Raw genomic sequence first — 17,315 nt, 5'->3', positions numbered from 1 at the left:
CTGATAACGAAGAGGTCCCAGGTTCAAGTCCTGGTAGGCCCACGCAGGTCAAGCCCGGTTCACCTCACTGGTGAGTCGGGCTTTTTGCTGCCTGCCTGACTAGCTGCCTGACTGAGGTCCCGAGGCGGCTCGGCGTACCAGGCTGGACACGATGCCGGCGACCTCAACTCAGGTTGAGGCTGATGTCACTACGATCGATCGGTGCCCCGCGACCCGCATGTTCACTTCCCGGCTTTCCGACATCACGAAGAAGCCCGACAGGAAGCCAACAACGCCATGATGGCGCTCCTCGTGGGAGCACAGGTCTCCGCGCAGTTTCTCGAACTGAGCCGCGGTTCTTCCAAGCTGTTGTCGGAGATCTTTCCGGGTATCTCGCACATCAAGAGGCTCGACCTGAGGCCCGAAGCCGCGCAATCCATCCTGCGGGGGGCCGAACAACATCTGGGTGCGATGGCAGTGCCTCAAGCACTTGCGATCCACGAAGGCTTCATCCTGGACTGTCTTGACCTTCTGGGAGTGCAAGCCGTCAAGGCGTTCAAGATGCACGCTGAGCTAGCGACCCACGCGGGTAGCGCGTTGGACGCCGACCTGTTGAGCCGTTTTCACGTTTTACGTGAGATGCGGAACGCAGTCATCCACCGTAGCGGAACGGCAGATCACCGGCTTGTCGCCGTGATCCGCGACTTGACTCCAGCAGGCGACAGCGAGTGGAAGAAGCACGCTGGCAGATCACCGGTCGGCATTCGCGGCGGCGACCGAGTCACCTTCATGCTCGGCGAACTCGTGTTGACCTTGGCGACGACGAAAGCCCTCGCTCGGGAGGCCAACCGGATGTTGATCAAGGCGATCCCGTCGGCTAAGTGGGCCGAGGTAATCGTCGATGACCACCTGCAGCAGACCACGAAGAAGCTGGACTCCCGCCAGCGACGCCGGGCGATCCTGGGACTTCGGCGCTTCTCCTACGCAGTGACCAGCGTGAGTGATGCAGAGCTCGAAGTGGCGGCGGCCGCTCGCGGCGTCCCAATGACATAGCAAAAAGGGCCAGCCCGTTGGGCTGGCCCTTTTCAGCAGGAAAAGAGGGGCTTTACCAAGTTAAGCTACTCCGGCGTTGCCGTGCTGGGGCTCGAACCCAGGACTTCCTGCTCCGGTTCCCACTGTAGCAGGCCATTGCGCAGAAGCCTTCCGAGTAAACGCTGCGGCAACTCGCCATCCACTGTGATGTACGTCATGCCGCTTGGTTGACCCTCGTGGCCTGGCCACCTATCTCACCTGTCGGCGAAGATGCGATCCATCGCTTCAGCACCGTGCTGGATCACCGGCCGTAGCTGATGGCGGTAGACCTTCTCCGTCACCGTCGTCCCATTGTGGCCCACCAGCCGCGAGATCTTCTCCAGCTCCATTCCGCTGTCGGAGAGCAGTGACACGAAGCTGTGGCGTAGCTCCCGTGGGGTCCAGTCCGCTGGGTTCAGGCTGGCTTTCTTGAGCACTCGCCGGAACGCCCGGCGGACGTTGGCCGCGTCCAACTCGCGGCCGACCGCCGATGCGAACACCAAGCCGTTCTCCTCCCAGTTCCCCCCAGCCAGCTTGCGTGCGAACGCCTGCTTGCCCTGGTGCGCGCGCAAAGCATCCACGCACCGTTGCGGCAGCGCCAGCGAACGCCGCGACTTCGCAGTCTTCGTGTCGCCGCCTTCTCGCACCGACCGCCACACCATGACGTGCGGCGGGACCGGCGGCGTCAGGTCGGGCCTGCCCTCCAAGTTGGTGTGCGACCAGGTGAGCGCCCGCATCTCCTCCGTCCGCGCCCCGGTCAGCAGCGACACCACGATGTAGGCGCGCATCGAGGTGAACTCGGCAGCCGCAAGAACGGCCTCGGCCTGCTCGAACGTCAGCGACTTCGACGGCCGACCCGCCCGCCCCTCCGGAACCTCACACAGGAGCGCGACGTTGCGCTTGATCTTCTCCCGCTTCTGCGCCCTCGCCAGCGACCGCCGGAGTAGCGAAAGCAGCTCTTGCAACGTCCGCGTCGAGACGACCTTCGCCCGTCCGGCGAGCCACGTATCGACCTCGTCCGCGGTCAGCTCACGCGCGTTGCGCCGTCCGAGGAGCGGAACGATGTGCTTGTCGGCGAGGATCGTCAGCTTCTCCACGGTCGAGGCCGACCGGCGGGGCAGGCCGTGCGCGAGAAAGTCGCGCACTGCCTGAGTCACCGTGAACGTCCGGTCTTCCGGGGGCAAGCCGTCGTCGTGCTCGCGGAGCATCTCCTTGAGCCTGTCCTTTGCCTCGGTCTTCGTCCTGCCGTTCGCGGTGCGGACCTGCCGCTTTCCGGCCGGCGTGTAGCCGACCGTGATCTCTGCGATCCAACGCTGACGGCTCTCTGACCAGCGGAGGCCGCCGTCTCCGCGGCTACGCCGTTTCGTCATAGCTGACCTCCGCTTCCCTCATCAGCAGCTCGACGTATTCCTGGATGGCGACCGCCGGGACGAGCCGGGCCCGTCCCTGTTTGACCGACCGCAGGCGCCCGGAGCGGAGCTGTTCGTAGATGACCGAGCGGCTCATCGAGAGCAGGCGCATAGCTTCGGTGATCCGGTAGAGGTGCCGTTCTGGCACGGCGACCGGCATGGGCACGGCGTTCATCGATCCCCCTCGGTGTCGTGGTCCGGCTTGGTGGGCGCGACGTCCGCGACCTCCGCGACCGGGCTGGTCAGCGCTGGTGTGAGTGACTGTTGGGTGCCGCGACCGTCCGCGACCCCGGTTGCGGAGGTCGCGGACGAGTTCGCCGCCTCTGCGACGCTCGATGCGGCGTTGACCTGTGGGGTCGCGTGGGTTGCGGAGGTCGCGGCCGTTTCGAGCGGTGGGAGGTAGCGGCTCCAGGCGTCGGCGAGTCCGCCGTCGCCGTCGATGCGGTAGCCCTTGAGCGTCTTGCCGCTGACCTTGAGGTCCTTCGGTCGAACCAGGTACCGGTCGAGTTCCTTTGCCAGGCGGCGGCTGTCGAGGGGTTTGCCCTGGACGTCGGTCCACGGGCCGTCCTCGATGGCGTGCAGTTCGCGGATCAGCTCGGCGGTGACCATGCGGTCGGTGCGCTCCGCGGCGAAGATCTGTCGAACGTCCGCCAGCAGCCGCACGCCGATCGAGGCTGGTTGTGCGGTGGCTTCGAGCACGAAGTGATGGCAGGCTCGCCGCGCGGTCTCCGGCCAGTGCCCGCCGGCCGCGTCCGCGATCGCCAGCAGCGGGCGCCAGATCTCGGCCGCCCGGTCCCGGACGCCGTCCGGGCGTTCCGGCCGTGCGCGGCTCACTTCGTCGCCGACGCGGCCGACCCACTCCGCCAGCTCGGCGCGCACCGACGCCGACTCCCGCTCGACGTCCTCTTCGATGAACTCCTCGACCACCTCGTCGAACCGGCGCTTGCGCATGTGCACGGTGATTGCCCGCGTGGTGATCGTGTCCGGCATGCCGCCGGCGATCCCGGCGAGCGCGACCGGTGCGTAGACCGGGAACCGAGTTACGTTCATGCTCTTGGCGTCGCCGACGCACCGCGTTACCGTCGCCGACCGCTTGTACCCGGCGTTGAGCAGCGCGCGGAGGTCCTCGTTGTTGCCGCCCGTCTTCGGGTTGAAGACTGCGTCGATCTCGTCGAACAGCAGCGTCATTGGCCCGTCGGCGAGCATGCGGAAGATCGCGGCCGGAGTGATGCTGATGGTCATCTCCGGCTTGGCAACGAGGTACTGCGCGACCTCCAGCACGCGCGTCTTGCCGCTCCCCGGCTCCGCCGAGTCGAGGATCAACCTCGGCGTGACATAGAGCCGCTCGGCCACGTGGGTGTGGGCGTACCAGAGCGCCAGCGTCGGCGCGGCATGCTCGTTGGCGAACGCCGAGAAGCGCGACACAAACGTCACGACCGCGTCGAGGACCTCGTGACCCGGCTTCGCGAAGGCTCCGGCCGGAGCGGGCCCGAGCCAGGTAAGCGGCGTGACCGGCGCGGCCTCCGGCAGCTCGCTCGGCTGGGCGCCGCCGTCCTCCGCCGATGTGGCCGCGATGTGGTGGCCACGCCACACGCGCTGGCAGTTCTCCGAGCAGAAGTCGCCGGACGGCGAGTCACCGCGCGGGCGGCCGCACTGCTGGCAGTTCGGTGCCGGCTCGTCGGAGATCACGAAGTCGATCACGGACAAGGTGTCGTCGAATCCGGACATCAGGCGGCCACCTCCAGGCGTGCGGTTGGTTCGTCGTCGCCTCCGGCTTCGCGGTAGCGCCGCCACAGGTCGTCGAGCCGCTCGGTGTCGTCGAGCTGGTGGCGGAGGACGTCGGTCGGCGAGTGGTCTTCGACGGCCTGGACCAGGCGGGCCGCGTGTTCGCGGACGGCGCGGCGGTAGGCGTTCTTGAGCACGACGGCTTTCAGCCAGGCGCCGTAGTACGGCGGCGGCAGGATCGGACCGTCGGTGTAGGTCTCGACGATCCAGAGGCCGAGGCTGTGCAGGCGCTGCGCGCCGCCGGACCGCGGCTCGGTCGCCGTCCTCTCCCGGGCGTGGTCCAGCACGGCCATCGGGGTCGGTGCGTGACCGGCGCCGGTCAGTTCGATGACCAGCTGGAGGACGTGGGCGGCGATTGGCGAGCCGAAGTCGTCGGCGCGCATGCCGGCGAGCAGTCGACGGGCCCCGGTCAGCCGGACCTGCATTACGCAGCCCAGGAACTGACGCTCGGGGTCGAGCAATGTGGTCTTCATGGGTTGGCCTTTCGATTGACCTGCGAGTCAGCGGCTGTTGTCGCGGCGGTCGCGGTCGCGGAGATCGCGGTACGACCGGCGAGCGCGGAGGCAGGAGTTGTAGGCGCGGCGGCCGGCGCGGAGCGTGCGGCCGGTGCCGTTGCACCGGCGGCAGAGCCGGATCGCGCGGAGCAGTGGCGAGCGGAAATTGCCGAAGCCCCGGCAGGAGCGGCACGGCTTGTACGGGTAGACCGCGCACGACCACGAGTAACCAAGAGTGACGATCGTGAGCAGGATGAGAATCAAGACGGTTGGGTTGCTGAGGGGGTTCAACGGAGCCTCCGGGGCTGTTTTTGGCCGCACTCGGCCCGCGCCTCTAGGTGCTAGGGCGCTGATCAGCGGTGTTGTGACGGTCTAGGGAGGGCTCTAGGTCTAGAGGAAGAGGCTCTAGACCTAGAGCCCTGCGGGAGCTAGCCGCTCCTGCGCTTCCGATCACGCTCGGTCAGTGCGTCGGCGATCCATTCGCGCTTGACGCCCATCCGGTTGGCGCCCTTGCCGGTGTCGACGTCGTTACCCCACACCTGCTTGGTGGTGATCCCGAGCGGCTTCAGCGCGGTGGAGAGCTGGGTTGCCTTCGCCGAGCCGGTCGGCAGTTCGGCCCACGGGCCGTAGACCGCCGGCCGCAGCTCGGCGAGCCGGTCCACGATGCGTTCCGACCACGCCTTTTCGGCGTCGCCGATCGCGGTCAGCACGTCGGCGAGCAAGGTGCTCGTGTCCTCGTCGTCCTCGGGCGTGAGGTCGAGGCCGGCGGCGTAGCCGGTCAGCCGTCCGGCCGCCAGGCGTGCTGTTCGTGCGCGGGCCGCGATCTTCTCGGCGTCCGGGCCGTCGATGTACACGCCGCGGGTGATTCGCGGCTCGTCGCCTTCGCCCGCTAGGTATCCGATGCCCTTGTCCCGAAAGGACAGCGTGGTGGCCCGGATGCCGTTCCGATACGACGAGGTCCCGAGAACCATGTCGTTGGCCTGCTGGCCGGTGACCTTGAGACAGAACCGCATCACCGCGTTGTCGCTGATCGCGGTCGGGATGCTCTTCGCGTCCGGCCGCTGCGTCGCCAGGATGATCACGATGCCCAGCGCCGGGCCGCGCTTCACGAGGTCGGTACAAACCTCCTCGATCTCCGCGCCGTACTCCGGGTGCTCGAACCACTTCTGACACTCGTCGACGCCGATGACGATCGGGTGCAGGCCGAGGGACTTCTTGCCGGCCAGCTCCGGCGTGACCTTGTTCTCCGGGCACAGGTCCTTCGGCAGCTCTCGGATCACCTTCGCTCGCCGCCGCAGCTCGTCGGCGAGCGCCCGCAGGTCAGCGACGGCGTAAGCGATGTCCTCCGGTTCGTCGCCGGCGCGGTACCGGTGGGAGACCGGCGCCAGCGGCGAGAGGTCACCGGTTCCCTTGAGGTCGAATGAGTGCAGCTCGGCCCTCGGGTCCAGAGCGGCGATCAGCAGCAGCTCTCGCAGCGTGAATGTCTTGCCCATCCGCGGGATCGCGCCGATGACCATCGAGATGAACATCAGGGTGATGTCCACCCACCGGCCGCGCTGGTCGGTGCCGAACGGCTGAGGCTTGAACAGGTCGACGGTGCCGGGCTTCCGCAGCGGCCAGGCGGCCTGTCGCGACTTGGACAGGTCCTGATCACCAACCCAGAGGACCATCCGTCCGGGGTGGACCTCGGCGTGGCCCTCCGGCCAAACGCAGCCGAGGGGACGGCCGAGGCCGGACGCGAGCTTCGCCCGCCGCTCGACCACTTCGGACACCGTGACGCCCGGCGGAAGGTCGACGTCGGCGCGCCAGCCGGGGCCGTCCCGGGTGATCGGCGCCGTGAACCCGATCGCGTTCGGGTTCTTGGTGAGGGCCTGGTTGATGCCCGCGATGCCGAGCACCGACAGCGCCTGAACGACGTTGTCACTCGTCAGCTTCTGCACCTGCGTCGACAGAACGGCGCGAGACGACACCACCGGGTTGTCCCGTGTGGACCCGAGCTTTCCCAACACGGCCAACGCGACGGCGCCGCAAGCCCAGATCACCCACTCCGGCAGGACGTTCGGCAGCGTGAACACCAGGACCAGGCCGACCGTCGACACGAGACCGAGCTGAATCAGGCGGAGGACGACTCGCCGGTCACGCTGCTGCGACAGCTTCAGGTACAGGTCGGCCTTGTCCGCCGTTGCCGTCTCCGAACGGGCCGGACGCCCCTCGGCGTCGGTCACGTACCGGCCAGTTGCCGCCAGCAGGAGGAGAAGGCCACGAGGGGAGCGCATCGCGAGCCGGAACGCGTAGAGCGGTGACCGGGCCGCGTGGTAGCCGGCCTTGTGCGCGTAGTGCTTTCCCACCCACTTCGCGGCGTCCTTCGCATCGGCCGTGGACCTGAGGTAGCTGGGGATGATCGCCTGGCGGTTCTGCAAGCGGAGGCGGTTCAGCCACGACGAGCCGTCCGAGACCGGGCGGTCCACCGGTACGGCCGGCGACTGCTCCGTGGCCTCGTCGCCGGGCTCGGCGTCGATGACGAACGGGTCGGCTTCAGCGGAAGCCGTGTTGGGGAACGCGATCACGCGGCCGCCGTCAGGCTCGTTGGTGGTGCTCATCAGTCGCTCACCTCCTGGTCGGTGGTCTCGCGCACCAGGTGCGCAAGAGCGGCGCCGCAGCCGAGTACGGCGACGGGCAGGCAGGACACCAGCGTGGTGACGCCCCAGGGCGCCCGTTCGACGTTCGCAGCGGTCATGAGGTGGTAGGCGACTTGACCGACCATGCCGAGCAGGAGCGAGCCCAGGGCGGACCACTTGGCGAAGCTGCGGGCTCGATCGGTCGGAGTCGCCGGGGACAGCCAGACCCGCAGAGCGAACGCCGCGTAGGTCTCGACCCCGATCGGGAGGGTGATCGCCGAGTTGATCGTGAGGTGGTCCCAAATCCCCGGCAGAAGCTGGATTGGGCCGAACCCGGTCAGCCTGCCGAGACCGACCCAGCCGCTCCAAACGGCGACGAACGCAGGCAGAGCCAGCAGGAGCACCGGCCACAGCTTGATCCGCCGCGCCTTTCCCGGCCTTGCGCCCGGGTCTGCGGAGGCGCTGACCTGCGGCTCCGATTCGTCCGCGGTCGGTCCTTCGAGAACCTCGGACTCCCGATCCGGTTCCTCGACCTCGGCGGGTTCCGTCACCGCGTGCAGCTTCCGCACGGGCTTGGTGTCGGCCTCCTCGTTCAGCGCGGCGAGGATGGCGCGGGCCTTCGGCGCACCCACCTTGAACTCGGTCATGATCCGGTTCCGGGAGGGGCGCTCGCCCAGGTCCGCGGCGAACTCACGGACACGGGGCAGCAAGTCGGTGACCGAAGGCGGGTACGCGCTTCGGGTGTTCGTGGGCGTGTCGAGCCCTACCATGGGTGTTCTCCTGACTGGCTTGGAAGTGGTTGGGAGAAGCCCGGTCCGGCGGGTGGTTCTTGGCGGTTCCGTGCGCCGGGCCGGGGCGGCTTCAAGCAGCCGCTCCGGGGCTATCCGACCGGCCCCGGAGAGCCGAGTTGACGTTCTGGCGGCTGATGCGCCGGACGTGTCGGTGCGCGGCGGCGCGGTCCGTGGTCAGTACCGGGCCGGTGTTCGCCGGTTCCTGGTCGAGCGCCGTCACGAAGTACTCGGCGATCATCGCGTCGATGTCCGACTCGGTCAGTCCGTCCGGGGCGTAGCTGGGCAAAGGGATGAGGTCATCCATCGGTGTGAACTCCAACGATTCGTAGGTCTCCCGCTCGGGAGCGGCCGGTGGCGGCCGAGACCCAACGTAAGTCCTGTCTATTAACTCTGTCAACTGACATGGGAGAACTGACTTAGCCAACTGACTTGGCCTACGCTGGTGGTATGGCATCCCTGAACCCGGACGACCCGCGTGCGCCGTTCTTGCAAGTAGCCGGCGGTCTCCGGGCCGCGATCCTGTCGGGGGAGTACGCCCCCGGGGCGCAGCTGCCGACCTACCAGGAACTGGCCGATTCCTGGGGGGTGGCGGTGAACACGGCCAAGAGCGCCGTCGCCCACCTCAGGGAAGAGGGCCTGGTGGTGATCCGGCACGGCAAGGGCTCGTTCGTCCGAACCCAGCCGGCCGAGGGTGACTCCGCGGTTCGCTCCGAGGCCTCGGGAGACGAGCGGGTCTGGCAGGCCATCGCCGAGATCAGAAAGCGTCTCGGCGAGATCGAGCGGAAGCTGGGGGAGCGCTAGCCGAACAGGGCGCGGAGGAACTGCACGACGCCGTCGATCACGACGCCGACACCGTGCGCGGCTCCGCTTGCCCAGCTCGCCGAGTCGGCCGGGTACTTGACGATCAGCACGACGATCGCGAGCCCGACGACCAGGCCGATCGCCTTTCCGACCAGGCCGCCCCCGCTCTTCATAACCGGGAAGTTGTTCTTCGCCATCACGGTCTCCTTTCGTTCTGCGACGGGCCTGGAGGCCGATCCGAATCGAGGTTTTCGATTCGGCGTTGTCGCTGATGAACTCAGGAAACCGCGCGGAGGCGGGGGTGCAGCAGTGTGCACGCGGGGGTGCGTTTTTGCACGTGGGGGGTGCACGGGGGGTGCTTTAATGACCCTCGGAGGTACCGGTGGTCGACAAGGGGAAGCAGCCGAACGCACTTCTAGCTGCGGTTATGCGACAGGCGGGGGCGACGAACAAGGGCTTCGCCCGTCGTGTGCGCGAACGCAGCCAGAGAGACGGCGGCGAGCTGGTCAGCGCGGACCATGTGTCGGTCAAGCGCTGGCTCGACGGCACGAAGCCGCATCCCCGCACTTGTCAGCTGATCGCCGGTGTCCTCGGCGAGCTGCTCGGCCGGCCTGTCGGCCTGGAGGAGATCGGCTTTGGCGGCGGGGCCGCGACCACCTCGGACGACGTCGGCTTGGAGTACCCCGAGGAGATCGCTCACAGCCTGGTCGCGCTGGGCGCGATCACCGAACTCGAGTTGCGGACGCCGAAGCGGGTCGGTCCGCTGTCCGTCGTGCCGGAGGCCTGGAGCGGCCTGCTTGTCCGGTGGCTGACTGACTCCGACGACGAAGGATCGCGGCCGCCATCCGAGCCACGCTCGATCACCCTCGTGGACGTCGAGGCGGTTCGCGAGGCAACCGCGATGTTCAGCAGCTTCGACTACAAGTACGGCGGCGGCCGGCCGAAGTCGCTCGTCGCCTCGTTCCTCGACCAGGAGATCTTGCCGAACATCCGGCACGTTTCCCCGCACGACTCGGTCGGGCGGGAGTACTTCCGGGAGGTCGCTGCCCTGACGCGGCTCGCCGGCTGGACGGCCTACGACACGGGCGCGCACGGCCTCGCGCAGCGGTACCTGACGCAGGCGTTCCGCCTGGCGAAGGCGGCCGGCGACAAGGCACTGTGTGGCCGAATCCTCGCGGGCATGTCGCACCAGGCGAACTTCCTTGGGCACTACCAACGGGCCGTCGACTTGGCACGCGCGGCGTACAAGGGAGCCAACGGCTACGCCACCCCGACAACGATGGCGCTCTTCCACGCGATGGAAGCGAGGGCGCTAGCGTCGCTCGGCAGGAAAGAGGACGTCACGGCCGCCTTGGTCACGGCTGAACGGTGGCACTGCCAGGGCATCCGAGAGAACGACCCCGAGTGGATCCACTACTTCGACGAAGCTGAGCTACACGCCGAGTTCGCGCACTGCTTTCGCGACATCGGGAACGCCGAGTTGGCGAACCACCACGCCGCCGCGTCCATCGCTGCTTCGGAGTCGACTTACGTCCGGAGCCTCTCGTTCTGCCGGACCGTGCTGGCCACGTCGCACCTGCAAGGCGGGAACCTCGAAGAGGCGTTGGACGTGGCCAGGTCCGTCGTCGAGACGGCGGCGAAGCTGAAGTCGTTCCGGGTGATCTCGTATCTCGACGACTTCCGCGGGCGACTGGGCGGACATGCCGGCGACCCGTTGGTGAAGGAGTTCCTCGACTTCGCCGACATTCACCTACCGTCAGAAAACCTTCCAGTGACGGGGCGCCTGATCGTCGCGTAGGTCGGCGATCCTCTTCTGCACTTCTGCCTTGACCTCGGCGGACTCGTCGACGGTCTGTGAGAGCCACATGGTCATGTTCAGCTCACGTGTTGCTCTGAGCACGGGGAAGCCCGGCCAGTCGATCGGATCGAACCCGTAGGCCGCCGTGTACGAGTCATACTCGGCCTCGGAAGCCCAACCGAACGCCTGGTGGCGGACGGAAAGTACGGCCGCGTCCCACTCGCGCGGTCCGTAGGCGAAGTCCTCGAAGTCGATCAGGTTGAGCGTCCCGTCGGGGGAGCGCATGACGTTCCCGGGGTGCGCGTCGCCGTGCACCGGGCCGGCGGGCAGCGGGAACTCAAGATCTTGGAACTTCTCGGAGAGTTCCTCGTACCGGTCGCGTAGGAAGTCCAGGTCAGCTTCGGGGAGCTTGCCCTTCAGGGCTTGAAGGCGCGGCTCGACCTTCGGCATCGGGGAGAAGGCCGGCAAGCGGAAGTCCGTCGGGTGGGGGAGCGCGTGCAGGTCGTGCAGCAGCATCCCGAACTCCGCCGGGGTGATCGGTGTGTCGTCCTCTTCGAGGCAGTTCCAGAACGTGACGGGCAGCCCGTCCTCGACGAAGGGCTGTTCGTTGCCGTCGAGCACGGTCGCTGCGGGGAACTGGTGCTCGGCAAGCCACCCGGCGACGAGTACTTCCTTCGTAGCGGCGGGGATGGAGCGGCCGACGCGGACCACGGCGGAGCCGTCGGCCAGGCGGTAGATGGCGTTCTCCCCGAACCGAACTCGCTGCGCGTCGGTCGCGTCCAGCCCGGCGAAGGCACACGCTGCCTCGAAGACAGCTTGTGTCCGCTCCGTCGTGAAAGCCTTCGTCGATGTCATCAGACTCCTCTATCGGGTGCCTCGGCCAGGCTAGAGCTTCGGCAGGAACGTGCGCTCGGCGAACTGGGGCGTGAGGCCCGGCCGGCGCGCCGCCTGGAGGGAGGCAGGACGCACCGACCGGGGGCTTAGGGTCACGTGTTCTCTGTGGCGTGGCGTTGTAGTGCTTGGGCGGTCGTCTTGTAGGTCGTCAGGGCGGCTTGGTGGGTGGAGTACACGGCGCCGTGGTGGTGGCGCAGTGCGACGGCGAGGGCGCCGGCGCGGTGTTCGTAGAGGGTGAACGGTTCGACCAGGCCGGGCGGGCAGTCGGCGGCGGGGACGAGGCGCACGGCGATCCGCGGCTTTCTCGTCCAAGTCCGCAGTTGGTCGAACTGGTCGCGGAGGACGTCGGGGGTGCAGGTGTCGGGGCGTGTGGCGGCCTCGCCGATCAGGAAGGTGTGTAGCGGGCCCGGCTGGTTGGACAGGGCGAGCTGACGTGCGGTTCGGAGAAGGCAACCTGCGTTGGCGGCCTCGGGGGCGAGCAAGCCGGTCTCGCGCAACGCGCGGGCGTACTCGGCGGTCTGCAGCGTCTCGGGTATGAGCGTGGGCGACCACTCGGTCACGCGGGTGGATCGCTGTTCGAAGGCGGTGTGCAGGTAGTTCTCGGCGCGTCCGGTGCGGTCGATCAAGTCGCGGTCGTGGGAACGGCGGGCCATGTCGATGAGGTGTTCGCGCACGTCTTGCGGCGCTCGCAGGACACCGAGGATGTGGGCCACGATTGTGTCCTGTGGCGCACGTTGGCCGAGTTCGAAGCTCGACAGCACAGCGTGGTGCAGGTCGACCATCCGAGCGAGCCGGCGGAGGCCGATGCCGCGCTCGTTGCGGGCTTCGCGCAGGCCGCCGGCCAGGGCGATGACGGCTGGTCGGAGTGCAGCTTCGGTCACGGTTCAGACTGCTCCGTTCGGTCGTGGTTCTCTGTGTCGGGTGCGTTGAGCAGGGAAATTGGATCGAGTTCGGTGCCGTCGAGTTCACCGGCGCGGCCGGTGAGGGCTACGCCGATGTGGATCAGTTGGCGGCCGAGGGTGTGGAGGCCAGCGGCGTAGGCTGCGTCGTCCGGCTGGAGGGTCAGCAGCTCGACCGTCACGCTTCCGATCTTGGAATTGACCTTCGACAGCGCGGCGAGCAACTCGCGATCACGAGCGTGCACGCGGCACCCCGATCCGCCGACGCTCGTTCTGGGCCGCGCAGACCGGGCACACCCGGCCCGGCCTCGGGATCACCCGCCGGCGGCTGATGCTGGGCCGGTCGTGCTCCAGCGGGAACCGGACGTCGGTCAGGCACCAGGGCAGCAGCATGAACAGCCGCGGGTTGGTCATCTCCGAGTGCAGGTAGAGGTGAGCCCACCCGTCGCCCCCGGTGAACTCGTGCCACTCCCAGAAGCCCTGGCGCGAATCGACGTCGGTCATCGGCCAGTCGTCCAACGCGGTCATCGAAGCCCCCGCTCGACGTCGAACGCCCGGACGGCGGTGGCAGCCTGCTCCCAGTCGGCATCGGTCATATCTGCGTGCTTCTGCGGATGCTGGTAGGTGTCGAGATCGATCTCGTTGAGCCGCTGACCACCTGAGTTGAACAGCGACGCACCGCACCAGAACGTCGGCCGGTCACCGCGCCCGGTCGATCCCCCGTCTTGTGCCGTCACCTGATCAACTTTGATCGAAACTGCGCACGCAAAACACAGCCAGTAACCATGATTTCGGCTGGTCAAAGGCCATGAACTAGGCGTGAAAGGCATAGATCAGCGGGGCTTCGCTCGCCGCCGGTAGCCTCGCCTCGTGGACTTGCTCCCGTTCGACGACTACGTGCGCTCGCTCAACCGCAAGCGGATGTCCGCCGGCGTCCTGTTCCGTGACGAGGCCGACCGCGTGCTGTTCGTCGAGCCGTCGTACAAGTCGCATTGGGACATCCCCGGTGGCGCCTGTGAAGAGGGAGAACCGCCCTGGCGTACCGCGGCCCGCGAGACCTCCGAGGAAGTCGGCATTGACCGACCGCTCGGAAACCTGCTGGTGATCGACTACGTCCCGGACGACTCGCGGATGCCGGAGGGCATGGCGTTCGTCTTCGACGGTGGCCTAGTCACCGCGGCCGAGATCAAAGCCCTGACGATTACGGACCCCGAAATCTTGTCGGTGGCATTGCTGCCGCTCGACACGGTGGCATCACGCTTGAAGCCGGTTCTTGCGCGCCGGATCGCGGCCGCACTCGACGCGGCGCACGCCGGTGAGCTGCTGATATGCGAGAACGGTAGGCGCATAGCGCGATAAGGTGGTCACTGCGCGCACACATCGGAGGACGGATGACTGCTCACAACCCGCTCGCCGAGAACCTGACACGCATCCGTAAGGCCCGCGACTTCTCTCAGGAAGGGCTCGCCGAGGCCGCCTCAGTCGGCGTCGACACCGTGGCCCGCATCGAGCAGGGCACTCGGACGACCAGCCGCCCCGCCACCCTTCGGAAGCTGGCAGCCGCCCTCGGCGTGCCGGTCGATGCTCTGCTCGGCACGATGCCGGCACCCCATTCCCTTGACGTCGACGTCGCCCCGCTCCGCCGGGCGATCACCGCGGACGCGTCCATCCCCGGCCTTGAGGACCTGGCCGACACCCGCGAGCTCCTGCCGCTCCCGGAACTCACGGCCAGCGCGCACACAGCCTGGCGCGCGTACGTCGACGGGCGACACACCGAGCTGCTACACGCGCTGCCCGTCGTCCTGACCGACGCTCGCCGCGGCGTCCGAGACACCCGCGACGAGGAACGCGCCGGCGCACATCGGGTCCTGTCGACCGCGTACCGGCTTGGCGCCGGCATCGCGGGCCGACTCGGCTTCGACGACTTGGCGTACACCTCAGCGGCTCGTGCGATCGAGGCTGCTGCCGAGTCGGACGCTCCCGAGGTAGAGACCGCGATCTCGCTTCGCTACCTCGCGTGGACGCTCGTCCGCCAGGGCCGGGCAGAAGACGCTGAGCGTGTCGCCACGCAGGCGGCCGCCGCGATCGAGCCGCGGATGCTCGACCGCAACCCGATGCGCGCTGGCGTGTTCGGCAACCTGCTGTTCAACGCCGCAACCGCCGCCCTTCGAACCGGTAGCGCCAGTCGCGCCGAAGACCTCCTTGCCGCCGCTCACGCTGCTGCGATCCGTTCCCGAGGCGACACGGCTTCGGAAGCTGCGATCTTCGGCCCCCGCGTCGCTGCGCTCCAGAACGTCGAGCTTGCGGCGCGTGCCGGCGACCCCGAACAGGCGCTCCGCCTGGCTGCCGCCGTGCCGGACACGGCAGGTGACGTTCCGGCGTTCTGGGAGGCCGGTCACCGGCTGCTCCTCGCTGCTGCTGCTGCCGACCTCCGCCACGACCGAGACGCGCTGGCCTGGCTCGCTGAGGCACGCGACCTGGCGCCGGACTGGGTGCGTTACCAACCGCTCGGCAAGACCACGATGCGGCGTCTTGTCGAGCGAGCGACTCGACGCCGAGGTGCGGAGTTCGCCGCGCTCGCCACCCACTACGGCGTGATCGAGTAGACCGGCAACCTGCGCCGGGTTACCTCGGCGGTTCTGCGAGCGCCACCCAGAAGGCCGGTCGCGAAGCGTGGTCGCCGTGAGTACCCGGGCTTCCTCGAACTCGCCAGGTCGGCGCTCGTAGATCACGGTTATGTCGGGCAAGACGTGCGAGCGGTCGACAGCATCAGGCAAGTCGACCGGATGGCGTACTGCCGGTGTGTCCGGCGCTCTCGATGGCGGAGTGGTCTGAAGAGCGACAGTGCGGCATTTTGGCGGCAGAGGCACACCGAGGTGTACGCCTTTGGGGCAGTGCACACGTACTGTTGATCTGCCTTTCTTGGCATTTTCGCAGGTCAGAGTCTGTGCCGTACAAGTACGAGATGTGTTTTTATGTGTGCAATACTTCGAGGGCTGGGCGGGAGTCAGACGCTTGCGCCCGACTCCCGCCCAGGGTTTCCGCAGAAACCGATCAGTGCACGAGATCGGCAATCTCGTGCACCAGCGCCGCCAAGGCGATGAGGAGTGCGGTGGTAGCTGCCACCGCACTCCTTGCCTTGCGGCGAAGGCGACTGCATAAGCAGTCTCGTCGACCTGCCATGGTTCCTCTCCATAGAGAGTTCCGTTTGGGCATCCAGTCGGGTCCGACTGGTGATGGCCCGGGACGGGTCGCGTTCCGGGTCCCTCAGAGGCCTCGAAGAAACCATAGCTGCGAGAACCGGTCCGGTGCGGCAGGGACAGGGGGACGGGCGCCTCAAAAGCGGTGCTATAACCAGTCTCTACCTGCGGTTTCGCTCTGGTGGATCATCATGTGGATCAAACCGGCGATCGCGAGAAAGTATAAACCCGCAGGTCAGGCCGCTATTGCGACCACGGCGACTGTGGATGCAGTCAACGTCATCCACAGGCGCCAGCCTTGTCCCCAGGTTTGTCCCCAGGGTGGCAATCGTTCGCCGTTCATCTCTATGTACATCTGACAAGGCGGGCCATCTACCACAAGGGGTGTCCGAGGTTGGACGTCGGTAGCTTCCTGCGGTGACGCTCGTCGACCTCGGCTATGGTCGACAGACTTCTCTATCTCGTTTGGCTGCCTGTCCAACATCTGCGAGAATATGCCTGTGGACGAGTTCGTATGGACGCCTCCGGGTACGGGGCCGGCTGACCTGGAAGTTTTTCTTGCCCTGCGTAAGGGCTTGCCCGCGTATGCGAATGAATCAATCCACCGTTGGCTAGTCAAAGAAACGGACGAGCGTAAGTTTATTTACTGGTCTTTCATGCTGGAATTTCAGCAAGCGGCGCGTGTTGATCTCGGTCTTCGCGCAGTAAATCTGGTCTCGGTTGAGAATGCCTTTAAGGTATTTCGCAACCTGAATGAGACTCATCGAACATGGCTCGTGGATTTCGAGCTTTCGAGAATACCTGCATCTAGGCCTGGTTATAGTGCTCCATCACGCGTGCAAGATCTAGAGAAAATTTTACGTGACTCGGGGTCAAGTTGGACCGTAAAACTTGTGCAGGACCGGTATCGCCTAGTAGAGGCTCTTCCAGGGGGTGTGTTCGACGTAGTAGAAGCTACGCTTTCTGCTGCGGATAAAGCTAGTGAACTGCTACGTTCGTCATGGAATTTTGCGTTCGGTGTCGATGCAAGTCCTAGTCATGCGTACTATGATGCAGTTCGTGCGGTCGAAGTGCTGGCATGTCCTCTGATTTCGCCCAAGGATGGTAGTTCTACGCTGGGGAAAAATATCGGCGTGCTCCGAGATTCGTCGCATAAGTGGGAATTTGTGATGGCGGATTCGAAGGGGACCTCATCGGTTGAGAAGGTCACATCGATGATGCAGCTGCTTTGGCACAGTCATACTGATCGTCATGGGCGAGCTGACTATGAAGATGTGTCTCTAGAAGAAGCGCAGGCGGCCGTGTTGCTTAGCTCCACGCTTGTAGCGTGGCTGGCTAAAGGAATGCTGCGTCGGGTTGCTGGATCTGCCTAAGGTCATCAAGCATGTGCCTTGATGGCGGACGCATCAGCCTGACGAACCGCCTGACAACCGTCCCGCACCGCCGGGCACCTCCGCGGACGCTGACGGACGCTCGAACCCGAGGTCAAAGGCGTGTCCCCATGATCCTAAACAGGTCATCTTGGCCTGATAACGAAGAGGTCCCAGGTTCAAGTCCTGGTAGGCCCACGCAGGTC

The 17,315-nt window shown here is 66.6% G+C and carries 20 protein-coding genes; 6 read left to right on the top strand and 14 right to left on the bottom strand.

The window, feature by feature from the left end; all coding sequences use genetic code 11:
• Positions 1-201: 201 nt before the first annotated feature.
• A complete protein-coding gene (locus tag AB0F15_RS43030; RefSeq protein ID WP_360283353.1) occupies positions 202-1,032 on the top strand; it encodes a hypothetical protein in 831 nt (276 codons plus the stop codon).
• A 233-nt stretch (positions 1,033-1,265) separates the two neighbouring features.
• On the opposite strand, the gene AB0F15_RS43025 is transcribed toward AB0F15_RS43030, so the two are convergent.
• From AB0F15_RS43025 to AB0F15_RS42990, 8 genes are all read right to left on the bottom strand, one after another.
• Positions 1,266-2,420: a site-specific integrase gene (locus AB0F15_RS43025; RefSeq protein WP_360283351.1), complete on the bottom strand. Its 1,155-nt coding sequence runs from the start codon at positions 2,418-2,420 to the stop codon at positions 1,266-1,268.
• Positions 2,404-2,634, bottom strand: coding sequence for a helix-turn-helix domain-containing protein (locus AB0F15_RS43020; RefSeq protein ID WP_360283349.1), 231 nt, complete (start codon positions 2,632-2,634; stop codon positions 2,404-2,406). The genes AB0F15_RS43025 and AB0F15_RS43020 overlap by 17 nt, the downstream gene beginning before the upstream one ends.
• Positions 2,631-4,187 (bottom strand): DUF3631 domain-containing protein, encoded by a 1,557-nt coding sequence (locus tag AB0F15_RS43015; RefSeq protein WP_360283347.1) that lies wholly within the window; start codon positions 4,185-4,187, stop codon positions 2,631-2,633. The genes AB0F15_RS43020 and AB0F15_RS43015 overlap by 4 nt, the downstream gene beginning before the upstream one ends.
• Positions 4,187-4,717 carry a hypothetical protein gene (locus AB0F15_RS43010; protein ID WP_360283345.1) on the bottom strand — a complete coding sequence of 177 codons (531 nt, stop codon included), beginning with the start codon at positions 4,715-4,717 and terminating at the stop codon, positions 4,187-4,189. The genes AB0F15_RS43015 and AB0F15_RS43010 overlap by 1 nt, the downstream gene beginning before the upstream one ends.
• 27 nt (positions 4,718-4,744) lie before the next feature.
• Positions 4,745-5,002, bottom strand: coding sequence for a hypothetical protein (locus AB0F15_RS43005; RefSeq protein ID WP_360283343.1), 258 nt, complete (start codon positions 5,000-5,002; stop codon positions 4,745-4,747).
• Between the two features lie 164 nt (positions 5,003-5,166).
• Entirely contained in the window at positions 5,167-7,338 is a 2,172-nt protein-coding gene (locus AB0F15_RS43000) for a cell division protein FtsK (protein WP_360283341.1), read from the bottom strand.
• Entirely contained in the window at positions 7,338-8,126 is a 789-nt protein-coding gene (locus tag AB0F15_RS42995; RefSeq protein WP_360283339.1) for an ABC transporter permease, read from the bottom strand. The genes AB0F15_RS43000 and AB0F15_RS42995 overlap by 1 nt, the downstream gene beginning before the upstream one ends.
• Before the next feature lie 91 nt (positions 8,127-8,217).
• Positions 8,218-8,451, bottom strand: coding sequence for a hypothetical protein (locus AB0F15_RS42990; protein WP_360283337.1), 234 nt, complete (start codon positions 8,449-8,451; stop codon positions 8,218-8,220).
• A gap of 143 nt (positions 8,452-8,594) precedes the next feature.
• On the opposite strand from AB0F15_RS42990, the gene AB0F15_RS42985 reads away from it, so the two are divergent.
• The gene (locus tag AB0F15_RS42985) at positions 8,595-8,948 is read left to right on the top strand and encodes a winged helix-turn-helix domain-containing protein (RefSeq protein ID WP_103351026.1); all 354 of its coding nucleotides are present in this window, start codon (positions 8,595-8,597) and stop codon (positions 8,946-8,948) included.
• Here the strand turns inward: AB0F15_RS42985 and AB0F15_RS42980 are convergent.
• Positions 8,945-9,145, bottom strand: a complete 201-nt coding sequence (locus tag AB0F15_RS42980) for a hypothetical protein (protein ID WP_360283335.1) — start codon at positions 9,143-9,145, stop codon at positions 8,945-8,947. The genes AB0F15_RS42985 and AB0F15_RS42980 overlap by 4 nt on opposite strands.
• A gap of 185 nt (positions 9,146-9,330) precedes the next feature.
• Here AB0F15_RS42980 and AB0F15_RS42975 point away from each other — a divergent pair, with 185 nt between their 5' ends.
• A complete protein-coding gene (locus tag AB0F15_RS42975) occupies positions 9,331-10,746 on the top strand; it encodes a hypothetical protein (protein WP_360283333.1) in 1,416 nt (471 codons plus the stop codon).
• Here AB0F15_RS42975 and AB0F15_RS42970 read toward each other — a convergent pair.
• The 5 genes from AB0F15_RS42970 to AB0F15_RS42950 all read right to left on the bottom strand — a co-directional run bounded on the left by AB0F15_RS42970 (position 10,705) and on the right by AB0F15_RS42950 (position 13,276).
• Positions 10,705-11,601, bottom strand: coding sequence for an aminoglycoside phosphotransferase family protein (locus AB0F15_RS42970; protein ID WP_360283331.1), 897 nt, complete (start codon positions 11,599-11,601; stop codon positions 10,705-10,707). The genes AB0F15_RS42975 and AB0F15_RS42970 overlap by 42 nt on opposite strands.
• A gap of 131 nt (positions 11,602-11,732) precedes the next feature.
• A complete protein-coding gene (locus AB0F15_RS42965) occupies positions 11,733-12,521 on the bottom strand; it encodes a Scr1 family TA system antitoxin-like transcriptional regulator (protein ID WP_360283329.1) in 789 nt (262 codons plus the stop codon).
• Entirely contained in the window at positions 12,518-12,784 is a 267-nt protein-coding gene (locus AB0F15_RS42960) for a hypothetical protein (RefSeq protein ID WP_360283327.1), read from the bottom strand. Before AB0F15_RS42960 ends, AB0F15_RS42965 begins: the two co-directional genes overlap by 4 nt.
• The gene (locus tag AB0F15_RS42955) at positions 12,771-13,067 is read right to left on the bottom strand and encodes a hypothetical protein (protein WP_360283325.1); all 297 of its coding nucleotides are present in this window, start codon (positions 13,065-13,067) and stop codon (positions 12,771-12,773) included. Before AB0F15_RS42955 ends, AB0F15_RS42960 begins: the two co-directional genes overlap by 14 nt.
• Positions 13,064-13,276, bottom strand: a complete 213-nt coding sequence (locus tag AB0F15_RS42950) for a hypothetical protein (protein WP_360283323.1) — start codon at positions 13,274-13,276, stop codon at positions 13,064-13,066. Before AB0F15_RS42950 ends, AB0F15_RS42955 begins: the two co-directional genes overlap by 4 nt.
• A 133-nt stretch (positions 13,277-13,409) precedes the next feature.
• Here AB0F15_RS42950 and AB0F15_RS42945 point away from each other — a divergent pair, with 133 nt between their 5' ends.
• The 3 genes from AB0F15_RS42945 (at position 13,410) to AB0F15_RS42935 (ending at position 17,112) form a co-directional block, all read left to right on the top strand.
• Positions 13,410-13,898 carry an NUDIX hydrolase gene (locus AB0F15_RS42945; protein WP_360283321.1) on the top strand — a complete coding sequence of 163 codons (489 nt, stop codon included), beginning with the start codon at positions 13,410-13,412 and terminating at the stop codon, positions 13,896-13,898.
• A 32-nt stretch (positions 13,899-13,930) separates the two neighbouring features.
• On the top strand, positions 13,931-15,145 hold the full coding sequence (locus AB0F15_RS42940; protein ID WP_360283319.1) for a helix-turn-helix domain-containing protein: 1,215 nt from the start codon (positions 13,931-13,933) through the stop codon (positions 15,143-15,145).
• A gap of 1,094 nt (positions 15,146-16,239) precedes the next feature.
• The gene (locus AB0F15_RS42935; RefSeq protein WP_360283317.1) at positions 16,240-17,112 is read left to right on the top strand and encodes a hypothetical protein; all 873 of its coding nucleotides are present in this window, start codon (positions 16,240-16,242) and stop codon (positions 17,110-17,112) included.
• Positions 17,113-17,315 lie beyond the last annotated feature (203 nt).

This window comes from Amycolatopsis sp. NPDC026612 (assembly GCF_040638285.1).
GTDB lineage: Bacteria > Actinomycetota > Actinomycetes > Mycobacteriales > Pseudonocardiaceae > Amycolatopsis.
This window is presented reverse-complemented; position numbering and strand designations above follow the sequence as displayed.

Excerpts from the sequence above, each read along its gene's own strand:
- AB0F15_RS43025 (WP_360283351.1), bottom strand. The coding sequence starts at position 2,420 with ATGACGAAACGGCGTAGCCGCGGAGACGGCGGCCTCCGCTGGTCAGAG.
- AB0F15_RS43020 (WP_360283349.1), bottom strand. The coding sequence starts at position 2,634 with ATGAACGCCGTGCCCATGCCGGTCGCCGTGCCAGAACGGCACCTCTAC.
- AB0F15_RS43015 (WP_360283347.1), bottom strand. The coding sequence starts at position 4,187 with ATGTCCGGATTCGACGACACCTTGTCCGTGATCGACTTCGTGATCTCC.
- AB0F15_RS43010 (WP_360283345.1), bottom strand. The coding sequence starts at position 4,717 with ATGAAGACCACATTGCTCGACCCCGAGCGTCAGTTCCTGGGCTGCGTA.
- AB0F15_RS43000 (WP_360283341.1), bottom strand. The coding sequence starts at position 7,338 with ATGAGCACCACCAACGAGCCTGACGGCGGCCGCGTGATCGCGTTCCCC.
- AB0F15_RS42995 (WP_360283339.1), bottom strand. The coding sequence starts at position 8,126 with ATGGTAGGGCTCGACACGCCCACGAACACCCGAAGCGCGTACCCGCCT.
- AB0F15_RS42990 (WP_360283337.1), bottom strand. The coding sequence starts at position 8,451 with ATGGATGACCTCATCCCTTTGCCCAGCTACGCCCCGGACGGACTGACC.
- AB0F15_RS42985 (WP_103351026.1), top strand. The coding sequence starts at position 8,595 with ATGGCATCCCTGAACCCGGACGACCCGCGTGCGCCGTTCTTGCAAGTA.
- AB0F15_RS42980 (WP_360283335.1), bottom strand. The coding sequence starts at position 9,145 with ATGGCGAAGAACAACTTCCCGGTTATGAAGAGCGGGGGCGGCCTGGTC.
- AB0F15_RS42970 (WP_360283331.1), bottom strand. The coding sequence starts at position 11,601 with ATGACATCGACGAAGGCTTTCACGACGGAGCGGACACAAGCTGTCTTC.
- AB0F15_RS42955 (WP_360283325.1), bottom strand. The coding sequence starts at position 13,067 with ATGACCGCGTTGGACGACTGGCCGATGACCGACGTCGATTCGCGCCAG.
- AB0F15_RS42940 (WP_360283319.1), top strand. The coding sequence starts at position 13,931 with ATGACTGCTCACAACCCGCTCGCCGAGAACCTGACACGCATCCGTAAG.